Here is a 21132-nt window from a genome sequence, read left to right on the forward strand (position 1 = left end):
GTCAGTTCAGGACGAAGCCGCCGTCGACGACGACGGTCTGGCCGGTGACGAAGGCGGCGTCCTCCGAAAGGAGGAACCGGACGACCCCGGCGACGTCCTCGGGGGTCTGGTCGCGCGGGAGAGCGCGGCCCTGCGCGTAGGTGGCGTAGCGGGCGGCCGGAACGGATTCGGTGGCCTCGACCCGGACGAGTCCGGGGGCGACGGCGTTGACCCGCACCCCGTGGGGGCCGGCGTCCCGGGCCATCGAACGGGTCATCGCGACGACTGCGCCCTTGGAGGTGACGTAGTGGATGAGCCGCGGTGATCCGTAGAACGCCACGTCGGAGGCCATGTTCACGATCGCGCCACCGGTGGCGGCGAGCAGCGGCCACAGGTGCTTGGTCACGAGCCACGTGCCGCGCACGTTGACCGAGGTGATCCGGTCGAATTCGGGCTCGGACAGCTCCCAGAAGGTGTCCCCGCCGACGCCGTCGGCGACGGCGGCGTTGTTGACCAGGCCCACCAGCGGCCCCTCCTCGGCGACGCGCGCGGCCAGAGCGCGCACGGACGCGGCGTCCGCGATGTCCGTGACCACTGCGACCGCCTCGCCACCGCGGGCGCGCAGGGCGGTGGCGGCGGCTTCGGCGTTCTCCGCGTTGCGCTCGGCGATCACCACGCGTCGTCCGTCGGCACACAGCCGTTCGGCGATGCAGTAGCCGAGTCCGCGACCGGCGCCGGTCACCACGACGGTTCCGCTCATCACGCCACCTCTTCCCAGAATCGGACGAGTTCGCCGGCGACCACGCGGGGCTGCTCCTGGATCGCGGCGTGACCCGCACCGGCGACGACGGTGAGCCGCGCGCCGGGAATGGCGTCCGCCAGGAGGCGTGACTCGGCGACGCCGGTGACGTGGTCGTGCTCGCCGACCACCACGAGGGTGGGGACGGCCAGCTTGTGCAGGATGGGCCCGTGGTCGGTCGACGCCATGCATTCGGCGGCGGCCGCGTACCCGGCGGGCCGGACGGCAGCCATGTCGGCGGCGACGCGAGCCCGGACGTCCTCGGCTGCGTCCGGCGCGGTCAGTTTCGGTGCGCGTTCGGCCGCGAAACGTTCGGGGCCGGCGGTGCGCAGCGCCGGGACCCGGTCACGCATGGCGGCAGCGCGGGCGGGCGACGTGCCCGATCCCCGGGTGCTGTCGGCGAGGACGAGCGTGCGGACCCGGCCGGGCCGACGGCGCGCGACCTCGAGCGCGACCACTCCGCCCCAGGACGTTCCGACGAGATGCACGGGCCGGTCCGGGTCGATGTCGCCGAGGACGGTCAGGACGTCCGTCGCGTGGTCGTGGTGGACGTCGGCCGGGTCGGCGGAGCGGCCGTACCCCGCGGCGTCGAGCCGGTACGTCGCGTGTCCGCGGGCCGCGAGTTCCGCGGCGAGCGGTGCACACGAGTTCGCGTTCCCGCCGATGCCGTGCAGCAGCAGCACCGGATCTCCCGTCCCGAGCCGCTCGACGTGCAGGTGCCCGGTCACGACAGCGCACCGGCCGCGACGGCCCCGTAGAAGTAGCCGGCGTCGCGGGCTTCGACGCGGTCGCGGTGACCCGGGTCGGGGCTGCCCGCCATGGCGGAGCGCACGGTCGTGGTGGGCGGCCCGGCCGTCCCCCACTGGTCGGACAGTTCCGGGGTGCGCTTCCAGGTGCGGCACAGCCAGGCGTCCTCGTCGATCTGGGCGACCTCGGAGGTGTACTCGCACACCAGGCCCGACGGATCGGTGAAGTAGGAGAAGGTGTTGTCGCCGGGACCGTGCCGGCCCGGTCCCCACTGCGGTGCGATGCCGTGGGCCTTGAGGCTGCCGATGCCGCGCATGAAGTGATCGAGACTCTGCATCTCGTACGCCACGTGGTTGAGCGAGGGCCACGGCGCCCGGTTGAGGGCGATGACGTGGTGGTCGGAGTTGCAGCGGAGGAAGGACATCTGCCGTTCCGACCAGTCGGAGACCCGCATGCCGAGTACCTGGGTGTAGAAGGCGGTGGTGCGCTCGATGTCGGTCGTGTTGAGCACGACGTGGGCGATCTTGCGGGGGACGGCGCGACGCCCCGCCGGTTCCTGCTCGGTGACGGCGTGGGTGTCGGCCGACAGCTCGACGCAGCGTCCCTCCGGATCGACGAGCTGCAGCCCGTAGCCGCCCCCGGCATCGTCGAAGGGTCCCGGGGTGCGCAGCATCGGGATGCCGAGCCGGTCGAGGGCCAGTGCGGCGTCGTCGATCTCACGTGGGGTGGCGACGGCGAAGCTGATCCGTCCCAGCGCGTTGGTCTCCCCTCGTTCGACCGTCAGCACGTGGTGCTCGGGTCCGGTGGCGCGCAGCCAGAATCGATCCCCGTCGGCCTCGACGGTCGTCAATCCCCAGGCCTCGTGGTAGAAGTCCCGCGACGCGGCCGGATCCGGCACCGACAGAGTCACCGAGCGCAGTGCGCGCAGCCGGCAGGCGGGCGAGTCGCTGTAGCGCGGAAGTTGGTGGTGGTACATGCGTTCCGGTTCCCTTCTCACAGGTCCAGCACGAGTTCGGCAGAGTGGCAACGGGACACGCACGGGAACATCGTCGATCCGGCGGCGTGTTCGGACTCGGTGAGCAGGAAGTCGCGGTGGTCCACGTCGCCCTCGAGTACCTTGACTTCGCAGGTCCCGCAGATACCTTCGGTGCACGAGTTCGGCACGGGCACACCGGCGGCGGTGAGGGCGTCGAGCACCGACACGGTCGGCGGCACCGGGATGCGCCGGCCGGTGCTCTCGACGATCACGTCGAAGGCGGTGTCCTCGCCCGCGCGCGGCGCCGGTTCCGGGGCCGCGAACCGCTCGGTGCGTACCTGGCCGGGGTCCGGGGCCGCGGCCGTGACCGCATCGATGAGCGGTGCCGGTCCGCAGCAGTAGACGACGGCGGTCGGGGCGAGGCCCGACAGCGCCCCCGCCAGGTCCGGCAGACCACCGGCCTCGTCGTCGGCGTGGACGGTCACCTGTCCGGCGGGTCCGGCGGCGATCTCGTCGACGAACGCCATCGCCGCCCGGGAGCGTCCGGCGTAGAGCAGGCGCCACGGCCGTCCGTCGGCCTGCAGTTGCCGCATCATCGCGACGATCGGGGTGATGCCGATACCGCCGGCCACGAGGACGTGCTCGGTCGCGGCGTCGTCGAGGGCGAAGGCGCTGCGCGGTCCGTCGACGTCGATCTCCGCGCCGATCTGCAATGATTCGTGCACGTAGGCGCTGCCGCCGCGGGAGCGCTCGGCGCGCAGCACGGCGACCGTCCAGCGCGTGGTGTCCCGCGGATCCGAGCACAGCGAGTACTCGCGCACCACACCGTTCGGCAGGTGCAGGGCGAGATGTGCACCCGGCTGCCACTGCGGCAACGCGGCACCGGTCGGATCGACGAACGTCACGCTGGTGACTCCGTCTGCCTCCCAAGTTTTCTGGTGGACGCGGAGGCGACGTCGGACGGACTGCTCCATCGGGATCTCCCTGTCGGCGGGTCTTCTCGGTGGCGTCAGCGAGTGACGCCGTACATCTCCGAGCTCGGCGGGTAGGTGGGCAGCTGCGGCTTGGCGGCGCCGATGATCACGCAGAACAGCGCGTCGGTGTCGCCCACGTTCGCGAGGCTGCGCGGCACGCCGGCGGGCACGCGGATCATGTCGCGGTAGCCGAGCCGGCGGACGGCCTTGCGGGTGCCGTCCTCGACGTCGTGGACTGCGACCTCGAGCTCGCCCTCGAGCACGAAGAACACCTCTTCGACGTCGTGGTGGGTGTGCTCGGGTCCGACCGCGCCGGCGGGCAGCCGCATGTTGGACAGGGTGAAGTGTTCGGCGGGCAGCGCGCGGGCGTCGCCCTCGTGGTTGCCGGTGGCGCCGGAGCCGATGTAGCGGATCTGGGCACGCTTGAAGCGGTCTCCGCCCTTGGCCGCCTGGAAGCCGAGGGTGTCCCAGTCCTCGTAGCGGCTGTCGCGGCTGGCGATGCAGGAGTCGATGAGGGTTTCGAGGTCGACGGTGGTCTTCTCGGGTGCGGCCATGTCGGTGGTCCTTTCGTGCGGTGGGTGGTTCAGGCGCGGTAGGCGACGGCTTCGATCTCGACGGTGGCGCCGTAGGGCAGGGCGGCGACCTCGACGAACGAGCGGGCGGGCCGGGGAGTGGCGAAGATCTTCTCGTAGTGGCGGTTCGCCTGGTCGCGGAGCGACACGTCGGTCACGAAGTACGTGGTCTTGACGACGTCGGACAGGGTCATGCCGATGGTGGCCAGGCGCTCGCCGAGGCGGGCGATCGCGGCGTCGAGGGCGGCGGCCGTGCCGTCTACGGCGATGCCGTGTTCGTCGACCGACAGGGCGCCGGAGACGAACCCGAAGCCGGCGACGGCGTAGGCGGGACTGTACGGATGGGCGGTGGGTTCGTGCGTGACGGCAATCGAATCGGTCACCGGGAGGGGTCCTTTCGGATTTCGGTCGGGTCGGGGGTGGCCCAGGCGATCGGTTCGCCGGACAGGTCGAGGTAGATGCTCTTCTGATCGCAGTACTGGCGGATGCTGTCGCGTCCCTTCTCGGTGCCGAGACCGCTGTCGCCGAGACCGGTGAAGGGGGTCGAGATGCTGAACTGCTTGTAGGTGTTGATCCAGACGGTGCCCGCCTTCACCGCGCCGGCCACGCGCCACGCGCGCCGGTAGTCGGCGGTCCAGATGCCGCAGGCCAGCCCGTACACCGAGTCGTTCGCCTGCGCGATCAGGTCCTCCTCGTCGTCGAAGGGCAGCACGACGGCCACCGGCCCGAAGACCTCCTCGCGGCAGATCGTCGCGGAGTTGTCGACGCCGGTGAGCACCGTGGGCGGGTAGTACGCACCGGAGGCGAGCCGCTCGCCGGTCGGGATCGCGCCCCCGCACAGCACCCGGGCTCCGGCGGCGACGGCGTCGTCGACCATGGCAGCCACGCGGTCCCGGTGGGCGAAGGTGACCAGCGGGGCCACCCGGGTGTGCGGGTCGGTGCCGGGCCCGAGGCGCAGCGCCGCTGCGCGCCGGACGAGTTCGGCGGTGAAGGTCTCGGCGATGCTGCGGTGCACGAAGATCCGCGATCCGGCGATGCAGCTCTGCCCGGCCGAGGAGAAGATGCCGTAGAGCACGCCGGCGAGGGCCTGTTCGGGATCGGCGTCCTCGAACACGATCGTCGGGGACTTGCCGCCGAGTTCGAGGGTGATCGGCATGAGCTTGTCGGCGGCGAGATGCGCGAGGTGGCGGCCGGTGGCGGTGCCACCGGTGAAGCTGACCTTGGCGACGTCGGGGTGCCGGACCAGCGCCTCGCCGACTGTGCGCCCCGAGCCCGGCAGGACCGAGAGGACGCCGGCGGGCAGACCGGCCGCCTCGCAGATGCGGGCGAGGAGCAGGGTCACCCACGGGGCCCACACCGGCGGCTTGCTCACGACGGCGTTGCCGGCGGCGAGGGCCGGGGCGATCTTCTGCGCGTCGGACGCGATCGGAGAGTTCCACGGCGTGATCGCGGCGACGACACCCATCGGCTGGTACGTCGACATGGTCAGCCACGGCCCCCGGGGCGTGGTCACCGCCGAGTCCATTGTCTCGAGGGCGGCAGCCGTGTAGCGAAAGGTGTTGGCGGCGCTGGCAACCAGCGCCCGGGTCTCGGTCAGGGTCTTGCCTGTGTCGAGGGTCTGCAACCGGGCGACGCGTTCGGCCTCGTCGTCGAGGGCGTTTCCGATGCGGTGCAGCACGCGGGCCCGTTCGTGCGGGAGCAGCGACGACCATCCGCCGTGCGCGGCCCGAAGACCTTCGGCGACCGCGCGGTCGACGTCGTCGACGGTCGCCGTGTGCAGGCCGGCGAAGACCCGGCCCGTCGCGGGGTCGACGGATTCGAGGCACTCTCCGAGTCCACGCTGCCAGCGGCCGGCGACAAAGATCTCGTCGACCGTGTCGACGGACTCGGCGTGCTCGGCGGTTCCCGCCTGGAGCGGGGACGCGTACGCAATGGGCATGAGGGGGGTCCGTTCGATGGGGAGGGACGCGGACCACGGTGCTCGTGGAGGGTGGTGCGCGCCGGATCGATATCTTTGCACTAAGAGATTTGTAGCGTCTTAGCACTAAGAGGTCAAGACTCGAATGCCCAGATCAGCCGGTCGTTACGCCGCATTTACGGCCGGGAAACGGAGGAGACGCAGGTCACAGCGGTGTGGCGGGCATCATAAGTTTCTCGAAATTTTTCCCGGCCGGACCGTCAGACCCGACGATCGGCACCCGAATCCGCGTCGGCATCGAACTCGGCCGCGCGGGCAGAGCGCTCCAGGCGGGCGAGCAGGCGCGAAAGCGTCTCGCGCTCGGTCGCGTCGAGGTCACCGAGCATCGCGCGCAGTTTGGCGAAGTGCGCGTCGGCCACCGAGTCGACGAGCGCGGCGCCGGCAGAGGTGAGCTCGACGTACACGACGCGGGCGTCCTGGCTGTCCTTCGACCGGGTCACCAGGCCCGCCTCCTCGAGCCGGTTCACCCGCAGCGACAGCCCGCCGGTGGTGACCAGCGTCTGCTCGGCGAGTTCCCCCGCGGTGAGCCGATGACGGGGTACCGCGCGGCGCAGGCAGGCGAGGACGTCGAATCCCGAATCGTTGATCCCGTGCTCCTCGAAGGTGGGCGCGATCCGGGACTTGTAGACGAGAAAGCTCCGGTGCAGACGCCCGAAAACCTTCAGTCCCGAGACGTCGAGTTCGGGACGGGCCACCGCCCAGTGCGCGACGATGGCGTCCACGGCGTCGCGTTCTCCAGGCTCTCCCACAATGCCGGGAGTCTACCCGTGGCGCGTTCGCGAACGCGCGCTGCGGAATCGTTCAGCGCCACTGCTCCAGCAGCTGACCCGCCCGCTCGGCCAGAGCGGCCTGCAGCAGAGGGCCGAAGCTGATCCGGCCGACGCCGAGAGCAGCGAACGACGCGCGATCGTTCTTCGCCGGGTGGGCGATCGCATTGACCGGCAACGGCAGCTCCGACGTCAGGCGCCGCTGAATCTCGTCGCTGTGGAAGCCGACCGGATAGAGCACATCGGCCCCTGCGTCGGCGGCCAGCTTCAGACGGTCGATCGCCCGGTCCACCCGATCGGACTCGGCCCCGACCTTCTTGACGAACAGATCGGTACGGGCATTGACCACCAGGTGCACACCCGCGGCGTCCGCAGCGGCACGCAACCCGGCCACGTACTCGGCGTGCTCGGCCGGCTCGCGCAGCCGGCCGCCCTCACTGTGCACGGTGTCCTCGATGTTCAACCCCACAGCACCCGCGCCCAGCAGCCCCTCGACGATCCGAGCAGGGACCTCACCGTAACCGGCCTCCACATCCACCGAGATCGGGACGTCGACCGCCGCGGTGACCTGCCGTACCCGAGTCAGCAGCTCCTCGAATGTCATTCCCTCGTTGTCCGGCTTGCCGACCGAGTCGGCCACCGGATGGCTGCCCATCGTCAACGCGGAGAAGCCGGCCTGTACCGCCAGATTCGCCGACCAGGCGTCCCACACGGTCGGCAGGACCACCGGGTCACCCGGAACATGCAGGGACTTCAGGGCTACGGCCTTCTCGGCGAGAGTCGTCATGCCGCATCCAACCACACCCACCCGCAGCATTTCCGCCGAACGGCCCACCCCCGGGTGCGAGAAAACCGGGCCCCGCACCGTTCGTGACGAACGGCCCGGGGCCCGGTTTCTCGTCGAGCCGCCCTATCGGACGCTGACCTTCTCGGGTTCCGGCTCCTTCTCGGGAGCGCGGTCCACCCGGGGCGGTACAGCGGCGACGGTCATGTCGTCGGGGACGTCCGCGTCGAGCGTCACCGATTCCTGCGCGTAGTGGAAGTGGGGGCGACGGTGACCGAGGAAGGATCCGAACCACGACATCACTGCGACGTAGCGGTTGCGGAAGCCCACCATGTAGACCAGGTGCACGGCCAGCCACAGCACCCACGCGACGAAGCCGCTCAGCTCGATCTTTCCGACGCGGGTGATCGCGCGGAAGCGGTTGATGATGGCCATGCTGCCCTTGTCCCGGTACTTGAACGGGGTGCCCTTGCCCTGCTTCCCGAGGATGGTCCGGGCCACGTGGCGGCCGCCCTGCATCGCGACGGGCGACTGGCCGGGCAGGTTGTTCAGCGACGTCATGTCACCGATGGCGTACACGTCGGCGTAGCCGCCCACGGTGAGATCCGGGTTGACCAGCAGCCGGCCGGCACGGTCGGTGGCGCAGCCGGTGCGCTCCGCGAGGACGCCGGCGAAGTCGTTGGCCCGCACCCCGGCCGACCAGATGATGGTCTCGGCGGTGATCCGGCGCTCCTCGTCGTTCTTCGCCTTCAGAGTGGCACCGTGCTCGTCGATGTCGGTGACGAAGGTGTCGAGCACGACGTCGACGCCCGACTTCTGCAGCGACTGCTTGGTGTACTCGCTGAGCTTGCCGCCGAAGGCCGGAAGAGCCTCGCCCGCGCCCTCGACGAGGGTGACGGACACGTCGTCGGCGCTGATGTCGTGGAACGACTGCTCGAAGTAGCGGCCCGCGAGTTCCTTGATCTGGCCCGCGAGCTCGACGCCCGTCGCACCGGCACCGATGACCACGAAGCTCAGGAGGTTGCGACGGCGTTCCGGATCGGCGGTGGTGTGCGCCTCCTCGAAGCACCGCAGGATCTGCCGGCGCAGCCGCTCGGCGTCCTCCACGGTCTTGAGGGCGTAGGTGACCTTCTCGAACTCGTCGCGGCCGAAGTACGCCTGCCGGGCGCCCGTCGCTGCGACGAGCGAGCGGTAGCCGACCGTGTGCACGGCGCCGCCGGCGACGTAGTCGACCTCGTGCTCGTCGGGCCGGACGTCGACGACACGGCCGAGCCGCACGTCCGCGTTCGGGTACTTCGCGAGGATGGAGCGGATCGACGGAGCGATCTCGCCGGCCGAGAGGACACCGGTGGCGACCTGGTACAGCAGGGGCTGGAAGAGATGTTCGGTGGTCTCGGAGATCAGGACGAACGGCGTCCCGGCCTTGGCGAGTTTCTTCGCCGTCGCCAGCGCGCCGAAGCCCGAACCGACGACGACGACCTCGGTCCGGTCGGTCACTGCTGTGCTACTCACGATTACCTCTACCTCCACACTGAAGTCGATGTATGACACCCACCGTATGGACGGGAGGCCGTGAAGACCACCAACCTGCCGAAGTCGGGGAGCTCTTATCTCGATCGCTCATAAGTAGGATGGGGGTATGGACTTCCGGCAGCTGCGGTACTTCCTCGCCGTCAGCGAGGAGCTGAGCTTCAGCAAGGCCGCCCAGAAGTGCTTCATCTCCCAGTCCGCGATCAGCCACCAGATCACCCGGCTCGAGAAGGAACTCGGCGCGTCGCTGTTCGAGCGGTCGACGCGGATGGTGCGGCTCACCCCGGCCGGCTCGCGCCTGGTCCCCATCGCGCAGCAGGTGCTGAGCCTCGAAGCGCAGGCGTTCTCGGTCGCACGCGAGCCGCGCAACCGCATCCGGATCGCCGCGAACATGACCTTCGCGTCCCAGAGCCTCGACGCCATCGCGCATGTTCGGGAGCAGTACCCGGCGATCGACATCGAGTTCGTCATCAAGAGCTTCGCCGACCGGATCGACGCGGTCGCCGGCGGCGACGCCGACATCGCCCTGATCCGGGGTGAGGTCGACCGTCCCGGACTCGAGACCGTGGAACTGGGCATCGAGGATCTGGTCATCGTCACATCGAGCCGGCACCCGCTCTCCGCGTTCTCCACCGTCGACCTCGGCGATCTCGCGCCCTATCCGCTGCTCCTGCCGCCCCGGCACAGCCAGGTGCTCATCCACACGGTGATCGAGGACGCCTTCCGGGCGGTGGGACGACGGGTGCAGCTCGGACCCTCGATCGCGAGCGACCACACCGCCACCCTCGACGTCATCACCAACCCGCGGGCGTGGACGGTTCTGTACCCGAGCACCGCCGCGGAAACCCCCAGGACCGGCCTGGCCTACATGCGCGAGGCGCGCAACCGGCTCAGCATCCCGGTGTGCGGAGTGCTCCGCAACGACGCCCCCCGGTCGTCGGCCATGTCGAGTCTGATCCTCGCGCTGCGCCAGTCGATGACCAGCCCGGCACCACCGGGATCGGAGAGCTGAACACCGCCACCCGGTCGTCGCAATGCGTACCGATCCGGTGCCGTTTCGTGGAAGGATGACCGAGCCGACGGCGGACCCACGCGGTGAGGAGCGATCATGCAGCGAACCGAGACCTCGTTCACCAGTGCCGACGGCACCCGCGTCGTGTACGACGTGTGGTCGCCCGGCGCAGACCCCACAGGTGTGCTGGTGCTCTGCCACGGCTTCGGCGAGCACGCCCGCCGGTACGACCACGTGGTCGAACGCCTCGGCGAGCTGGGTCTCGTCGTCTACGCCCTCGACCACCGCGGGCACGGTCGCTCGGGCGGACGACGGGTGTTCGTGCGGGACATGGACCAGTTCACCGGCGACGTGCATCGCCTGGTCGGCATCACCGCGTTCGATCAGCCCGGCCTGCCGCGGGTCCTGCTGGGCCATTCGATGGGCGGAGCCATCGCCCTGGCCTACGCGCTCGAGCACCCCGACGAGCTCACGGCCCTCGCCCTGTCCGGTCCCGCCGTCGACGTCACCTCCGGCACGCCGCGGCCCGTCGTCGCACTCGGCAAGGTGATCGGGCGCGTCCTACCGCAGCTGCCGGTGCAGAAACTCGACTCGGCGGGCATCTCGCGCGACCCCGACGTCGTCGCCGGGTACGAAGCCGATCCCCTCGTGCACCACGGTCTCGTACCTGCCGGCATCGCCCGCGCGCTGGTCACCACGGGCGAGAGCCTGCCGGCCCGGCTGCCCGCACTGGATCTGCCGATCCTGCTGCAGCACGGCACCGAGGACCGGCTCACCGCGCCGTCCGGCAGCCGGCTCGTCGCCGAGCTGGTCGGGTCGCAGGACGTGACGCTCAAGATGTACGAGGGCCTCTACCACGAGGTGTTCAACGAGCCGGAGAAGAAGCAGGTCCTCGACGACCTGGTGGAATGGCTCCGGCCGAGGCTCGGCTGAGGTGGCGGCTGCTCCGCCCGCGCGCATGCCGGCCGCGTTCGTCGGCCACGGCAGCCCGATGAACGCGCTCGAGTCGAACCGCTACACCAGGGCGTGGCGGGAGTTCGGTTCCGCGGTGCCGACGCCCCGGGCGATACTCGCGATCTCGGCGCACTGGTACATCAACGCCACCGCGGTGACCGCGATGCCGAACCCGCGCACCATCCACGACTTCTACGGATTTCCGCAGGAGTTGTTCGACGTCGACTACCCCGCGGCCGGGCTGCCGGAACTGGCCGAGGAGATCGCCGACGTCGTGCATCCGACGTGGGTGGGCGCGGACGTCGACTCGTGGGGTGTCGACCACGGCACCTGGTCGGTGCTCACCCACGCCTTCCCCGAGGCGGACGTGCCGGTGGTGCAGTTGAGCCTGAACGCCTACCGCGACTTCGACTACCACCTCGAGCTCGGCGCGAAGCTCGCCCCGCTGCGTGACCGCGGCGTGCTGATCGTCGGCAGCGGCAACATCGTGCACAACCTGGCCGGCATGGACCGTCGCCGCCCGGACGAGGGGTTCGACTGGGCGCACCGGTTCGACGCGGCCGCACGGGTCATGGTCATGGACCGCCCCGAGGGAGTCGCAGGTCTCGACGGGCACGCGGACTTCGACCACGCGGTTCCCACCCCGGACCACTTCCTGCCGTTGCTGTACTTCGCGGGCCTGGCGGGCGTGGGCGAGGACCTCGTCGAACCGCTGATCGACGGTTTCGCGTACGGGTCGCTGTCGATGAGCGCCTACACCCTCGGTCTCACGTGCACGGCCGGTGACGGCGGTCCCCCGTCCGCTGGGTTCCCCGCCACCCCGGACCCGGTGAACACCAACGCGTGATCGTGATCGTGATCGTGACCGAATGTCACATCGCGTCGATGCAGTCGACCGAATGTGACATTCGGCCACCCCGGGGCGGCCATCCCGAGGGGCAGGGTCATGCCGTGTGGCGACGCTCCTCCGCGACGACCGTGCGCCGCGCGAAGTCGATGCTGTGCTGCAGCAGTGTCCGCGCCTCGGGCAGCACCTGCCCGATGACGGGGAAGGCGTGCACCTGGCCCGCCCACAGGTGCGTCTCGACCGTCGTGCCCACCTCGTCGAACGCCTCCGTCATGATCTCGACGTCGGGACGGGTGATCTCGTATTCGGCGACGGAGAAGAACGCGGGCGGGAACAGTGCCGGATCGGCGCGGACCGGTGACTGGGCACCTTCGATGTAATCGGGACCGGCGAGCCAGCGGTCGCGCAGCTTCTCCACCTGCCGCATCGGCAGGTACGCGTCGCGCTTCATGAAGTCGGGATCGTGCTCCTCGAGATCGAGGTTGAGCAGCGGTGAGTACCCGATCACGGCGGCCGGGCGGATCATGCCGCGCAGCGCGGCGATCTCGGCGACCTTCATCGCCAGATATCCCCCGGCCGAGTCGCCGGCGACGACGATGCGCGTGGGGTCCTCGGCCGTCTCCAGCAACGCGGTGTACGCAGCCATCGCGTCGATGACGGACGTCCCGATCGAACCGACAGGTAGCTGCCGGTAGGCGACGGAGTACACCGGCACCCCCGATTCGGTAGCGAGCAGGGAACACACCGTGCGGTGCGTGGCGAGCCCGCAGAAGACGAAAGCGCCGCCGTGGAAGTAGAGGATCGTCGCGCCGGCGAGGGAGTCCTCGGCGGGACGCGGCGGTTCGATGCGTTCGCTGGGCACCCCGCCGAGAGTGAGGGGATCGATGTCGACGTTGCGCGGGCGGGGCAGCATCTTGTCGACGCGACGGTCGAGCCGGCTGAGGGTCTCGATCCCGCGGTCGGTGGCCGGCCAGTAGGCGAACAGCGGCTTGACGAAGATCCGCACGAACCAGAAGACGAGGATCGCCCGCAGGCTCACCGTCCAGTGCCAGATCGTCGATCCGTGGGTGCGCATGTACGCCACGATAGGACGGGTCCGGCACCGGGTCGAGGTACTCTCCGTCACACGTATCCGTTGCCTCAGACCTGCAACAACGGCACCAACAGCTCTTCGTCGGTCAGCGCACCGTGCTGTCCGGGCAGTTGCGACATGACCAGCTCGCCGTCGGTACGGATCACCGTGGACTCGCCGAGTCCGATCGCGACGACGTCACCGATGCGGCGGCACGCGGCGGGCGAGGGGTCCGGGCCGAACAGTCCGCCGGCGATCACGTCGTCGCGGGTGCCGACCCACAGGTCGTCACCGAGTTCGTTGCGCCAGCGCTCGAGCACCGCGTCCGGTCGCCGGGTGTGCACGTGCCGGCAGCGCGGTTCACCGGCTATCACGTCGACGTCCTCGGAGAGAGCAGGCAGGTGGTCGAAGTCGGCGCGTCGGCCCCGGGAGGCGTCGACCATGCCGTGATCGGCGGTGATCAGCAGCCGTGTCCCGGTGGGTAGGGCGGCGACGAGTTGCTCGACGAACCGGTCGACGACGGTCAGCTGCGCGATCCACGAGGGGGACTCGGGTCCGTACAGGTGCCCGATCGTGTCGACCTCACCGAGGTAGCAGTAGACGAGGGTGCGGTCGCCGGTGGTGACGGCGGCGACGACGTGGGCGAGCAGGTCGCCGTAGGCGGAGACACCGACGAAGTTGCCGCCGCGGAGCACGGCCCGGGTGAGGCCGCTGCCGTCGAAACTGCGGGGAACGACGGTGGTCACCGTCAGCCCGGCCGCGTCGGCTCGTTCGAACACCGTCGGGTGGGGCTGTATCCATTCGGGGACGAACCGCTCGCGCTGATCGACGGCGGTCCCGGCGAGGGTCCAGCGGAGCCAGTTGAACGGGGCGTCGATCTCCTCGACGTAGGACTGGTAGCCGGTGACGGCATGGGCGCCGGAGGCCAGCCCGGTGCCGAGCGAGGCGATGCTCACCGCGGTGGTGGTGGGAAATCCGGCGCGGAGCGGCCGGCCGTCGAGTCCGGCGAGAAAGGGCGCGGCGGCCGCATTCCGTCGCAGGAGGTTCCATCCCATGCCGTCGACGAGCAGCACGACGGTGCGGGACTGCTCGGGCAGGGCGAGACGGTTGGCCTCACCGGGCACCCCCGCGGACGCGAGGACGGACGGCATCAGATCCGCGAGGGTGGGTTCGGCGTAGACGTCGTGCAGCGGCAGGTCCATTACCCGAGTATGGCCTGCCGGGCGTCACTGGTCCTTGATGTCGGACCCGTGCTTGGTCAGCGGCATGATCTCGATGTTCATGTACGGGAACAGCGGCAGGTTCCAGAGGATCTCGTGGAGTTCGTCGGCGGAGTCGACGTCGAAGATGCTGATGTTGCTGTACTTGCCTACGATGCGCCAGATCTCCCGCCACTTGCCCTCGCGCTGCAGTTCCTGGCTGTATGCCTTCTCCCGCGCGACGGTCTCGGCACGCACCTCGGGGTCGAGGTCGCGGGGGATGTCGACGTCCATGCGAACGTGGAACAGTGCCATGGTCGGTACTCCTTTCGGGCCGTGCGCGGTTCCGGTAGCGGGTGCTACCGGAACCGCGCACGGGGGTGGTCAGTCGCGGGCGAGGTGCTTGACGACGTCCATGTCGAGTTCGACACCGAGGCCGGGTCCCTGGGGCAGGTGCACCTGGCCTTCCGAGTAGTCCAGCGGAGTCTGCAGCAGCTCGACGGCGAACAGCTGCGGCCCGAACAGTTCGGTGCCGTAGTTGATTCCCGGCTCGGCGCAGGCGAAGTGGACGGATGCCGCGGTGCCGATGGGCCCCTCGATCGAAGTGGCGCCGTGGCAGCGGATTCCGGCGGCCTTGGCGACCGCCACGACCTCCTTGCTGCGCTGCAGGCCACCGCACTTGGTGGTCTTGAGGGCGATGACGTCGGCGGCCCCGAGCTTGGCGATCTCGAGGGCGTCGTGCGGGGTCTGCACGGACTCGTCGGCCATCACCGGGGCAGCCACGAGCCGGTTGATCTCGGCGAGAACTTCGCGCTGCTCCCCGGGGGTGGGCTGCTCGATGAGTTCGACACCGCCGTCGACGAGTTGCGGAACGTATCGCAGCGCGGTGAACCGGTCCCAGCGGGCGTTGACGTCGATGCTCACGCCGGCCTTGCCCTCGAGGGCTTGCGCGATCGTGACGACACGCTCGGTGTCGACCTTCGGGTCGAGCGCACCCATCTTGAGCTTGAACGCGAAGTTCAGTCGTGCCGCCATCTTCTCCTCGACTTCCTCGAGGATTTCGTCGACCGGCGCGGCACCGAGCGCCCACCGCACGTCGACGCCGGTGCGGAACGCGCCACCGAGCAGGGTGTGCACCCCGACGCCCAGGGCGCGGGCCCACGCGTCGTGCAGGGCGACGTCGACGGCTGCCTTGGCGAAACGGGCCCCGGAGACGACGCGTTCGATGTCGACCATGATGCCGCTGATCTCGTCTACGCCGCGGCCGGTGATGTAGGGGGCGATGTAGCGGTCGACGATCGCCTTCATGGTCTCGACGGACTCGCCGCCCCACCACGGACCGCCGGGGACGACGCCCTCGCCGTGGCCGGTGACGCCGCCCGCGGTGGTGATCGCCACGAGCAGGATGGGCTGCTTCTCGGCGGTGGTGGTGGCGAACTTGTGGGGACGCACCAGCGGTACGTCGACGATCGTCGTATCGATCGAGACGATCTTCAGGTCGGGGTCGGACATCGAACAGCTCACAATCGGATTTCGGCGGTGATGCGGGTAACAGTCGGGCCTCCGCGACGACGAATGCCGGTGCCCTTGGCGGACACCGGCATTCGTCACCACGCGTGGACCCGGTTCACAGGAGTGCTCAGGCCTGGGGGTCGAGCGCGAAGTTGTAGGTCACTTCGTCGACGCCGTCGGCGTTCGGCTGCGGATCCAGGATCAGCTCGGGCTTGGTCGCGGTCGCGACGTCGTCCTCGACCCACTCGCCGCCCTGGAAGTAGAGCTGGGTGGTGATGGCGCGCTTGCCCGGGGCCTTCACCATGAGGTGCAGGTGGGCGGGACGCCACGGGTGGCCGCCGTAGGAGTCGATGAACCAGCCGGTCGGGCCGTCGGCCGGGATCTTGTAGGGCGCGGGCTTGAGCGTGGTGATCTCGAAGTTGCCTTCGTCGTCGCACTCGATGGTGCCGCGCAGGTTCCACTCGGGGATGCCGGGGGCGAACTGCGAGTAGTAGCCCTCTTCGTCGGCGTGCCACAGCTCGATGGTGGCGCCCTGCAGGCCCTTGCCCTCGAGGTCGGTGACCTGACCCTTGAAGATCAGCGCCTTGGCGGCCTTGTCCTGCTCACGCATCGGCATGGTGCACTTGGCCGGCAGCTTCGGCGAGTCCGGCACGTAGTAGGGGCCCTCGATGCTGCCCTTGGTGCCGGAGAAGTGCTTGCGGTTGTAGTGCACTTCCTCGATCTCGTGCTCGACGAAGACGTCCAGCCACAGCGGCCACTCGCCGTACTCGCCGACGTCGATCATCCACTGCTTGAGCACCCGGTACTCGTCGTAGGTGACCTGGTGCTTGTGGATGATCTCGGCGAACGCACCGAGCACGTCCTTGTAGATGGCGGCGGCGCGCTCGACCGACGTGTCAGACGAGACCCGCTCGCTCTTGAACTTGTCGGTGGCGGCGTTGCCCGAGGCGTGGGCGGTGGGGTTTTCGGTGGTGGTCATGTGTCCTCCTCGGCGAGGCTCGAACGGTGGTCGCGAAAGCTGTGGGTGGTGATCGCGGGGCTGGCGCTCTCGCCACTCGGGTTGTACGCTGTGCGTACTTATATATCGCAGTGCGTACACATACTGTGCGTCCAGTCACAGGTGATTGTCAACACCCGGGTGTCCGAATGGCCCGAAACCGCAGGTAGGAGACCACAATGCCTAGTCAGGACCGGGATTTCGTCCAAAGCATCGAGCGGGGCTTCGCGGTGCTGCTCGCGTTCGATGAGCGGCACCCCAATCCCTCCCTCGCCGAACTGGCAGCGAAGACCGACCTGTCCCGACCTGCGGTGCGCCGCATCCTGCTCACCCTGCAGAAGCTCGGCTACGTGAACAGCACCGGCAGCCGCTGGACGCTGACCCCGCGCGTGCTCAGCATCGGCCAGCACTACTCCGCCTCCCACGCCCTGGTCGAGGCGGCCATGCCGAGGCTGGTGGAGATCGCCGAGCACACCGGCGAATCCGCCTCCCTCGGCGTGCTCGACGGCGCGGAGGTCGTCTATGCCGCCCGCGTGCCCGTACGCCGCATCATGAGCATCAACGTCTCGGTCGGCACCCGGGTCCCGGCATACGCCACGTCGATGGGCCGGGCGCTGCTGGCGTGGGCGCCCGAGGAGATCGTCGAGCAGGTCGTCGCCGAGACCCGCTTCGAGAAACTCGCCACCGCCACCGTGCGCAACGCCGACGAATTGCGCGCCGAGCTCGCGCGCGTGCGCACCCAGGGCTACGCGCTCACCTCCGCCGAGCTCGAGGAGGGGCTGATCTCGGCCGCGGCGCCGGTCCGGGACGCCACCGGCACCGTGGTCGGCGTGCTCGCCTGCTCGACGTCGACGGCCCGGCACACGCCCGGAGAGTTCCGCGAGCTCGCCGCGGAATGCCTGATGAAGTCCGCGCACGCCCTGGGCGCCGACCTCGGATACCGCGGATAGGGCGCGTCAACCGCGCAGGGTCGCCGAGGGCGCCACACCGTACTTGCGGCGGTAGGCGGCCGCGAATCGACCGGTGTGGGTCATCCCCCAGCGCAGGGCCACATCCGTGACCGACGTCGTCGCCGGGTCGCCGGCCGCGAGTTCCTCGTGGATCCGCTCGAGCCGCAGATCGAGCAGGTAGTCGCGGGGACAGACACCGAGGTACTCGCGGAAGCCCTCCTGCAGCCGTCGCACACTCACGCCCGCCAGCTCGGCCATGTCCGCGGTGGTCCACGGCTGTGCCGGGTCCTCGTGGATACGGTCGAGAACGCGCTTGACGATCCGAGGCCGCGCCGCCGTACCGGCACCCGCATTCGGCATCACGGCGAGCACGAACGCCGAGGTCAGCGCCCCCGAAAGCTGGTCGGCGACGAGGGGGTTGCGCCACAGTCCCTCGTCCGCCCGCAGCTGCTCGACCACCGACTGCAGCAGGGCCATCCAGCTCCGCCCCGCTTCGCTCGTCAGGTCCACCTGGTCGGGCAGCCCCAGGTCGGGACGACCGAGGATCCGGTGCATCTCGCGGTCGAGGTAGTCGCGGTCGAGCTTGACCCCGACGATCTCGCAGTCCTCGGTCCACCGCGTGATCCGCGCCGCCGTGTCGGGCCGGAACACCGAGGCCTGCCCCTGTGCGGAACTCACTTCCCGTCCCGCCGCCACCGACTCGATGTGGCCGGACAGCGGGATGTTGACCGCGTACGCACCCGGATGATCCGAGTCCACGGCGACCTCGGCCCCCCAACCGATGCGGGCGAGCCGCAGCGGACCGAGCTGCAGCGACCGCACGTTGACGTGCGGTTCCGAACCTCGTGCGAGCGGAGTCAGGGTGTGCGGGAAATACGCGTCGGACACCACATGCTCGGCCTCGTCCCAGTCGGCCGGCTCCGGCGTCGACACCACCTGCGCACCTCCCGTGTGCGTTCTCGGGACCTTCGGCCCGTGTCTTCGGGGGCTTTCAGCCCGTGTCCTCGGGGGCTTTCGGCCCGTGTCCCCGAGGGGCTTCCAGCCCGTGTTCGCGAACCCTACTACCCAGTGTGATGGGCAACACGTCCCCGGGCAAACAGCATCGTTCGTCACAACGACCGCGCCGAACGGATAGCGACCGCGCTCAGCGGATCGCGAAGGCCGTCCGGTCGCTCCTATGGTCTACATCACACCAGGACGGAACGACCGGCAAGGAGCGCCGAAATGGAACAGCGTCGTCTCCGAAACATCTTCGGACAGTTCGCAAGTGGCGTCACCGTGATCACCTGCGCCAACCACGAGGGCACACCTCACGGTGCAACGGTCACCGCGTTCACCGCGGTCTCCCTCGAGCCCCGCCTGTGCCAGGTCACCCTGACCCGTACTTCCAAGGCGTGCGCCTTCCTCTCCGGCGCGCCGTTCGCGGTGAACATCCTCGCCGCCGACCAGGTCGACACCGCCCTGCACTTCGCCGGCCGACCGCAGACCCCCGGCCCGGTGTTCGAGGACGGACCCACCGCACCGGTGCTCACCGGCGCAGCGGCAACCCTGTCCTGCGTTCCGTGGCGCGAGTACGACGGCGGCGATCATGTCATCTACATCGGCGAGATCGTCGACGCGCAGTGCCGCGACACCGAGCCGCTGCTGTTCTACCGCAGCACCTTCCACGAACTCGGCGCACCGAGCGCCTCCGCGGCGTGGAACGGGTCGATGGACGACCCGCACAGCGGCTGGTTCGACGCCCGGACGCGGTTCACCCCGCTGTACGTCGACACCGCCGTCCGCTGACCACGAGCCCCCGAAACCTTTCATCCCAGTCACCCAGTCGCAAGGAGACAGCCATGACCACCCTCGAGTCCCGTCCCGACGAGAATGCGATCGACCGTTCGAAGGTCAACGTCGCCGCCGACGCCCCGGCGAACCGGCAGCAGAACTTCGCCACGCGACCGATGACCGGCGACGAGTACATCGAGTCGATCAAGGACGGCCGCGAGATCTGGCTGCACGGCGAGCGCGTGAAGGACTTCACCAACCACCCCGCGTTCCGCAACTCCATCCGCATGACCGCCCGGCTGTACGACTCGCTGCATACCGGCGAGCACGTCAACACCCTCACCTGCCCCACCGACACGGGCAACGGCGGGGTGACCATGCCGTTCTTCCGCACCCCGAAGACCTCCGACGACCTGCTGAAAGAGCGCGACGCCATCGCCACCTGGGCGCGGATGACCTACGGCTGGATGGGCCGGTCCCCCGACTACAAGGCCTCCTTCCTCGGCACCCTCGACGCCAACAGCGAGCTCTACGCCCCGTTCCAGGACAACGCGAAGCGCTGGTACCGCGAGTCGCAGGAGAAGGTCCTGTACTGGAACCACGCCATCATCAACCCGCCGGTGGACCGCCAGCTCCCGCCCGACCAGGTCGGCGACGTGTTCATGAAGGTGGAGAAGGAGACCGACGCCGGCCTGATCGTCTCCGGCGCCAAGGTCGTCGCCACCGGCTCGGCGATCACCAACTACAACTTCATCGCCCACTACGGCCTGCCGATCAAGAAGAAGGAATTCGCCCTGATCTGCACGGTGCCGATGGACGCCCCGGGCATCAAGCTGATCTCCCGGGCCTCCTACAGCCAGAACGCCGCCGTCGTCGGCTCCCCGTTCGACTACCCGCTGTCCTCGCGCATGGACGAGAACGACGCCATCTTCATCTTCGACAAGGTGCTGGTGCCGTGGGAGAACGTCTTCATGTACGGCGACGTGGAGAAGATCAACGCGTTCTTCCCGCAGTCCGGCTTCCTGCCCCGGTTCACCTTCCAGGGCTGCACCCGCCTGGCGGTCAAGCTCGACTTCATCGCCGGCCTGCTGATGAAGGCGCTCGACGCGACCGGCGCCGGCGGGTTCCGCGGCGTGCAGACCCGTGTCGGCGAGGTCATCGGCTGGCGCAACCTGTTCTGGTCGCTGACCGAGTCGATGGCCCGCGATCCCGAGCCGTGGATCGGGGACACCGTCATCCCCAAGCTCGAGTACGGCCTGACCTACCGGATGTTCATGATCCAGGGCTACCCGCGCATCAAGGAGATCATCGAGCAGGACGTCGCCTCGGGCCTGATCTACCTGCCCTCGTCGGCCGCGGACTTCAAGAGCCCCGAGGTGCGCCCGTACCTGGACAAGTACGTCCGCGGCTCGGACGGCATCACCGCGGTGGACCGGGTCAAGGTGATGAAGGCGCTGTGGGATTCGATCGGCTCCGAATTCGGCGGCCGCCACGAACTCTACGAGCGCAACTACTCCGGCAACCACGAGAACGTCAAGGCCGAGCTGCTGTTCGCCGCCGAGAACCGCGGCATCGTCTCCGGCATGAAGGGCCTGGCCGAGCAGTTCATGAGCGAGTACGACCTCGACGGCTGGACCGTGCCCGACCTGATCGGCAACGACGACGTCAGCGCCTACTACCGCAAGTAACCCCAGCTGCCGCGCGCGGGCG

22 protein-coding genes are annotated in these 21132 nt (G+C 69.4%); 6 read left to right on the top strand and 16 right to left on the bottom strand.

What is annotated here, in order from left to right; all coding sequences use genetic code 11:
- Position 1: 1 nt before the first annotated feature.
- From ACM26Y_RS23115 to ACM26Y_RS23160, 10 genes are all read right to left on the bottom strand, one after another.
- Positions 2-739 (bottom strand): SDR family oxidoreductase, encoded by a 738-nt coding sequence (locus tag ACM26Y_RS23115; RefSeq protein WP_003934501.1) that lies wholly within the window; start codon positions 737-739, stop codon positions 2-4.
- On the bottom strand, positions 739-1506 hold the full coding sequence (locus ACM26Y_RS23120; RefSeq protein ID WP_371383809.1) for an alpha/beta fold hydrolase: 768 nt from the start codon (positions 1504-1506) through the stop codon (positions 739-741). The genes ACM26Y_RS23115 and ACM26Y_RS23120 overlap by 1 nt, the downstream gene beginning before the upstream one ends.
- Positions 1503-2501 carry a VOC family protein gene (locus ACM26Y_RS23125; protein WP_416062076.1) on the bottom strand — a complete coding sequence of 333 codons (999 nt, stop codon included), beginning with the start codon at positions 2499-2501 and terminating at the stop codon, positions 1503-1505. Before ACM26Y_RS23125 ends, ACM26Y_RS23120 begins: the two co-directional genes overlap by 4 nt.
- Positions 2502-2518: 17 nt before the next feature.
- Positions 2519-3406 (bottom strand): PDR/VanB family oxidoreductase, encoded by an 888-nt coding sequence (locus tag ACM26Y_RS23130; RefSeq protein ID WP_416062077.1) that lies wholly within the window; start codon positions 3404-3406, stop codon positions 2519-2521.
- A gap of 104 nt (positions 3407-3510) precedes the next feature.
- Positions 3511-4029, bottom strand: a complete 519-nt coding sequence (locus ACM26Y_RS23135) for a cupin domain-containing protein (protein WP_416062078.1) — start codon at positions 4027-4029, stop codon at positions 3511-3513.
- Positions 4030-4058: 29 nt separating this feature from the next.
- Positions 4059-4430: a RidA family protein gene (locus ACM26Y_RS23140; protein WP_416062079.1), complete on the bottom strand. Its 372-nt coding sequence runs from the start codon at positions 4428-4430 to the stop codon at positions 4059-4061.
- Positions 4427-5986, bottom strand: coding sequence for an aldehyde dehydrogenase (locus ACM26Y_RS23145; RefSeq protein ID WP_416062080.1), 1560 nt, complete (start codon positions 5984-5986; stop codon positions 4427-4429). The genes ACM26Y_RS23140 and ACM26Y_RS23145 overlap by 4 nt, the downstream gene beginning before the upstream one ends.
- Before the next feature lie 239 nt (positions 5987-6225).
- The gene (locus ACM26Y_RS23150; protein WP_416063740.1) at positions 6226-6747 is read right to left on the bottom strand and encodes a MarR family winged helix-turn-helix transcriptional regulator; all 522 of its coding nucleotides are present in this window, start codon (positions 6745-6747) and stop codon (positions 6226-6228) included.
- A gap of 79 nt (positions 6748-6826) precedes the next feature.
- A complete protein-coding gene (locus ACM26Y_RS23155) occupies positions 6827-7579 on the bottom strand; it encodes an isocitrate lyase/PEP mutase family protein (protein ID WP_416062081.1) in 753 nt (250 codons plus the stop codon).
- Positions 7580-7702: 123 nt separating this feature from the next.
- Positions 7703-9073: an NAD(P)/FAD-dependent oxidoreductase gene (locus tag ACM26Y_RS23160; RefSeq protein WP_416063741.1), complete on the bottom strand. Its 1371-nt coding sequence runs from the start codon at positions 9071-9073 to the stop codon at positions 7703-7705.
- Between the two features lie 142 nt (positions 9074-9215).
- On the opposite strand from ACM26Y_RS23160, the gene ACM26Y_RS23165 reads away from it, so the two are divergent.
- The 3 genes from ACM26Y_RS23165 (at position 9216) to ygiD (ending at position 11919) form a co-directional block, all read left to right on the top strand.
- Positions 9216-10118, top strand: coding sequence for a LysR family transcriptional regulator (locus ACM26Y_RS23165; RefSeq protein ID WP_289377398.1), 903 nt, complete (start codon positions 9216-9218; stop codon positions 10116-10118).
- 96 nt (positions 10119-10214) lie between these two features.
- Positions 10215-11051: a lysophospholipase gene (locus ACM26Y_RS23170; RefSeq protein ID WP_416062082.1), complete on the top strand. Its 837-nt coding sequence runs from the start codon at positions 10215-10217 to the stop codon at positions 11049-11051.
- 25 nt (positions 11052-11076) lie between these two features.
- Complete coding sequence (ygiD, locus tag ACM26Y_RS23175) at positions 11077-11919, top strand: 4,5-DOPA dioxygenase extradiol (protein WP_003934513.1); 843 nt, start codon at positions 11077-11079, stop codon at positions 11917-11919.
- A gap of 97 nt (positions 11920-12016) precedes the next feature.
- On the opposite strand, the gene ACM26Y_RS23180 is transcribed toward ygiD, so the two are convergent.
- The 5 genes from ACM26Y_RS23180 to catA form a co-directional block, all read right to left on the bottom strand.
- A complete protein-coding gene (locus ACM26Y_RS23180; RefSeq protein ID WP_054373227.1) occupies positions 12017-12994 on the bottom strand; it encodes an alpha/beta hydrolase in 978 nt (325 codons plus the stop codon).
- A 65-nt stretch (positions 12995-13059) separates the two neighbouring features.
- On the bottom strand, positions 13060-14193 hold the full coding sequence (locus ACM26Y_RS23185) for an alkaline phosphatase family protein (protein WP_289377393.1): 1134 nt from the start codon (positions 14191-14193) through the stop codon (positions 13060-13062).
- A 24-nt stretch (positions 14194-14217) separates the two neighbouring features.
- The gene (gene catC, locus ACM26Y_RS23190) at positions 14218-14505 is read right to left on the bottom strand and encodes a muconolactone Delta-isomerase (protein ID WP_010595761.1); all 288 of its coding nucleotides are present in this window, start codon (positions 14503-14505) and stop codon (positions 14218-14220) included.
- 69 nt (positions 14506-14574) lie between these two features.
- On the bottom strand, positions 14575-15702 hold the full coding sequence (locus tag ACM26Y_RS23195; RefSeq protein WP_003934517.1) for a muconate/chloromuconate family cycloisomerase: 1128 nt from the start codon (positions 15700-15702) through the stop codon (positions 14575-14577).
- A 127-nt stretch (positions 15703-15829) separates the two neighbouring features.
- The gene (catA, locus tag ACM26Y_RS23200) at positions 15830-16681 is read right to left on the bottom strand and encodes a catechol 1,2-dioxygenase (RefSeq protein ID WP_003934519.1); all 852 of its coding nucleotides are present in this window, start codon (positions 16679-16681) and stop codon (positions 15830-15832) included.
- 197 nt (positions 16682-16878) lie between these two features.
- On the opposite strand from catA, the gene ACM26Y_RS23205 reads away from it, so the two are divergent.
- Complete coding sequence (locus ACM26Y_RS23205; protein WP_040781014.1) at positions 16879-17649, top strand: IclR family transcriptional regulator domain-containing protein; 771 nt, start codon at positions 16879-16881, stop codon at positions 17647-17649.
- Positions 17650-17655: 6 nt separating this feature from the next.
- Here the strand turns inward: ACM26Y_RS23205 and ACM26Y_RS23210 are convergent, their stop codons facing one another.
- The gene (locus tag ACM26Y_RS23210; protein ID WP_289377391.1) at positions 17656-18585 is read right to left on the bottom strand and encodes an AraC family transcriptional regulator; all 930 of its coding nucleotides are present in this window, start codon (positions 18583-18585) and stop codon (positions 17656-17658) included.
- A gap of 288 nt (positions 18586-18873) precedes the next feature.
- On the opposite strand from ACM26Y_RS23210, the gene ACM26Y_RS23215 reads away from it, so the two are divergent.
- Together ACM26Y_RS23215 and ACM26Y_RS23220 are read left to right on the top strand one after the other, a co-directional pair.
- On the top strand, positions 18874-19437 hold the full coding sequence (locus tag ACM26Y_RS23215) for a flavin reductase family protein (RefSeq protein ID WP_054373214.1): 564 nt from the start codon (positions 18874-18876) through the stop codon (positions 19435-19437).
- Between the two features lie 53 nt (positions 19438-19490).
- On the top strand, positions 19491-21110 hold the full coding sequence (locus ACM26Y_RS23220; protein ID WP_054373213.1) for a 4-hydroxyphenylacetate 3-hydroxylase family protein: 1620 nt from the start codon (positions 19491-19493) through the stop codon (positions 21108-21110).
- Positions 21111-21132: the final 22 nt, after the last annotated feature.

This window comes from Rhodococcus indonesiensis, assembly GCF_047782815.1.
Taxonomy (GTDB): domain Bacteria; phylum Actinomycetota; class Actinomycetes; order Mycobacteriales; family Mycobacteriaceae; genus Rhodococcus; species Rhodococcus indonesiensis.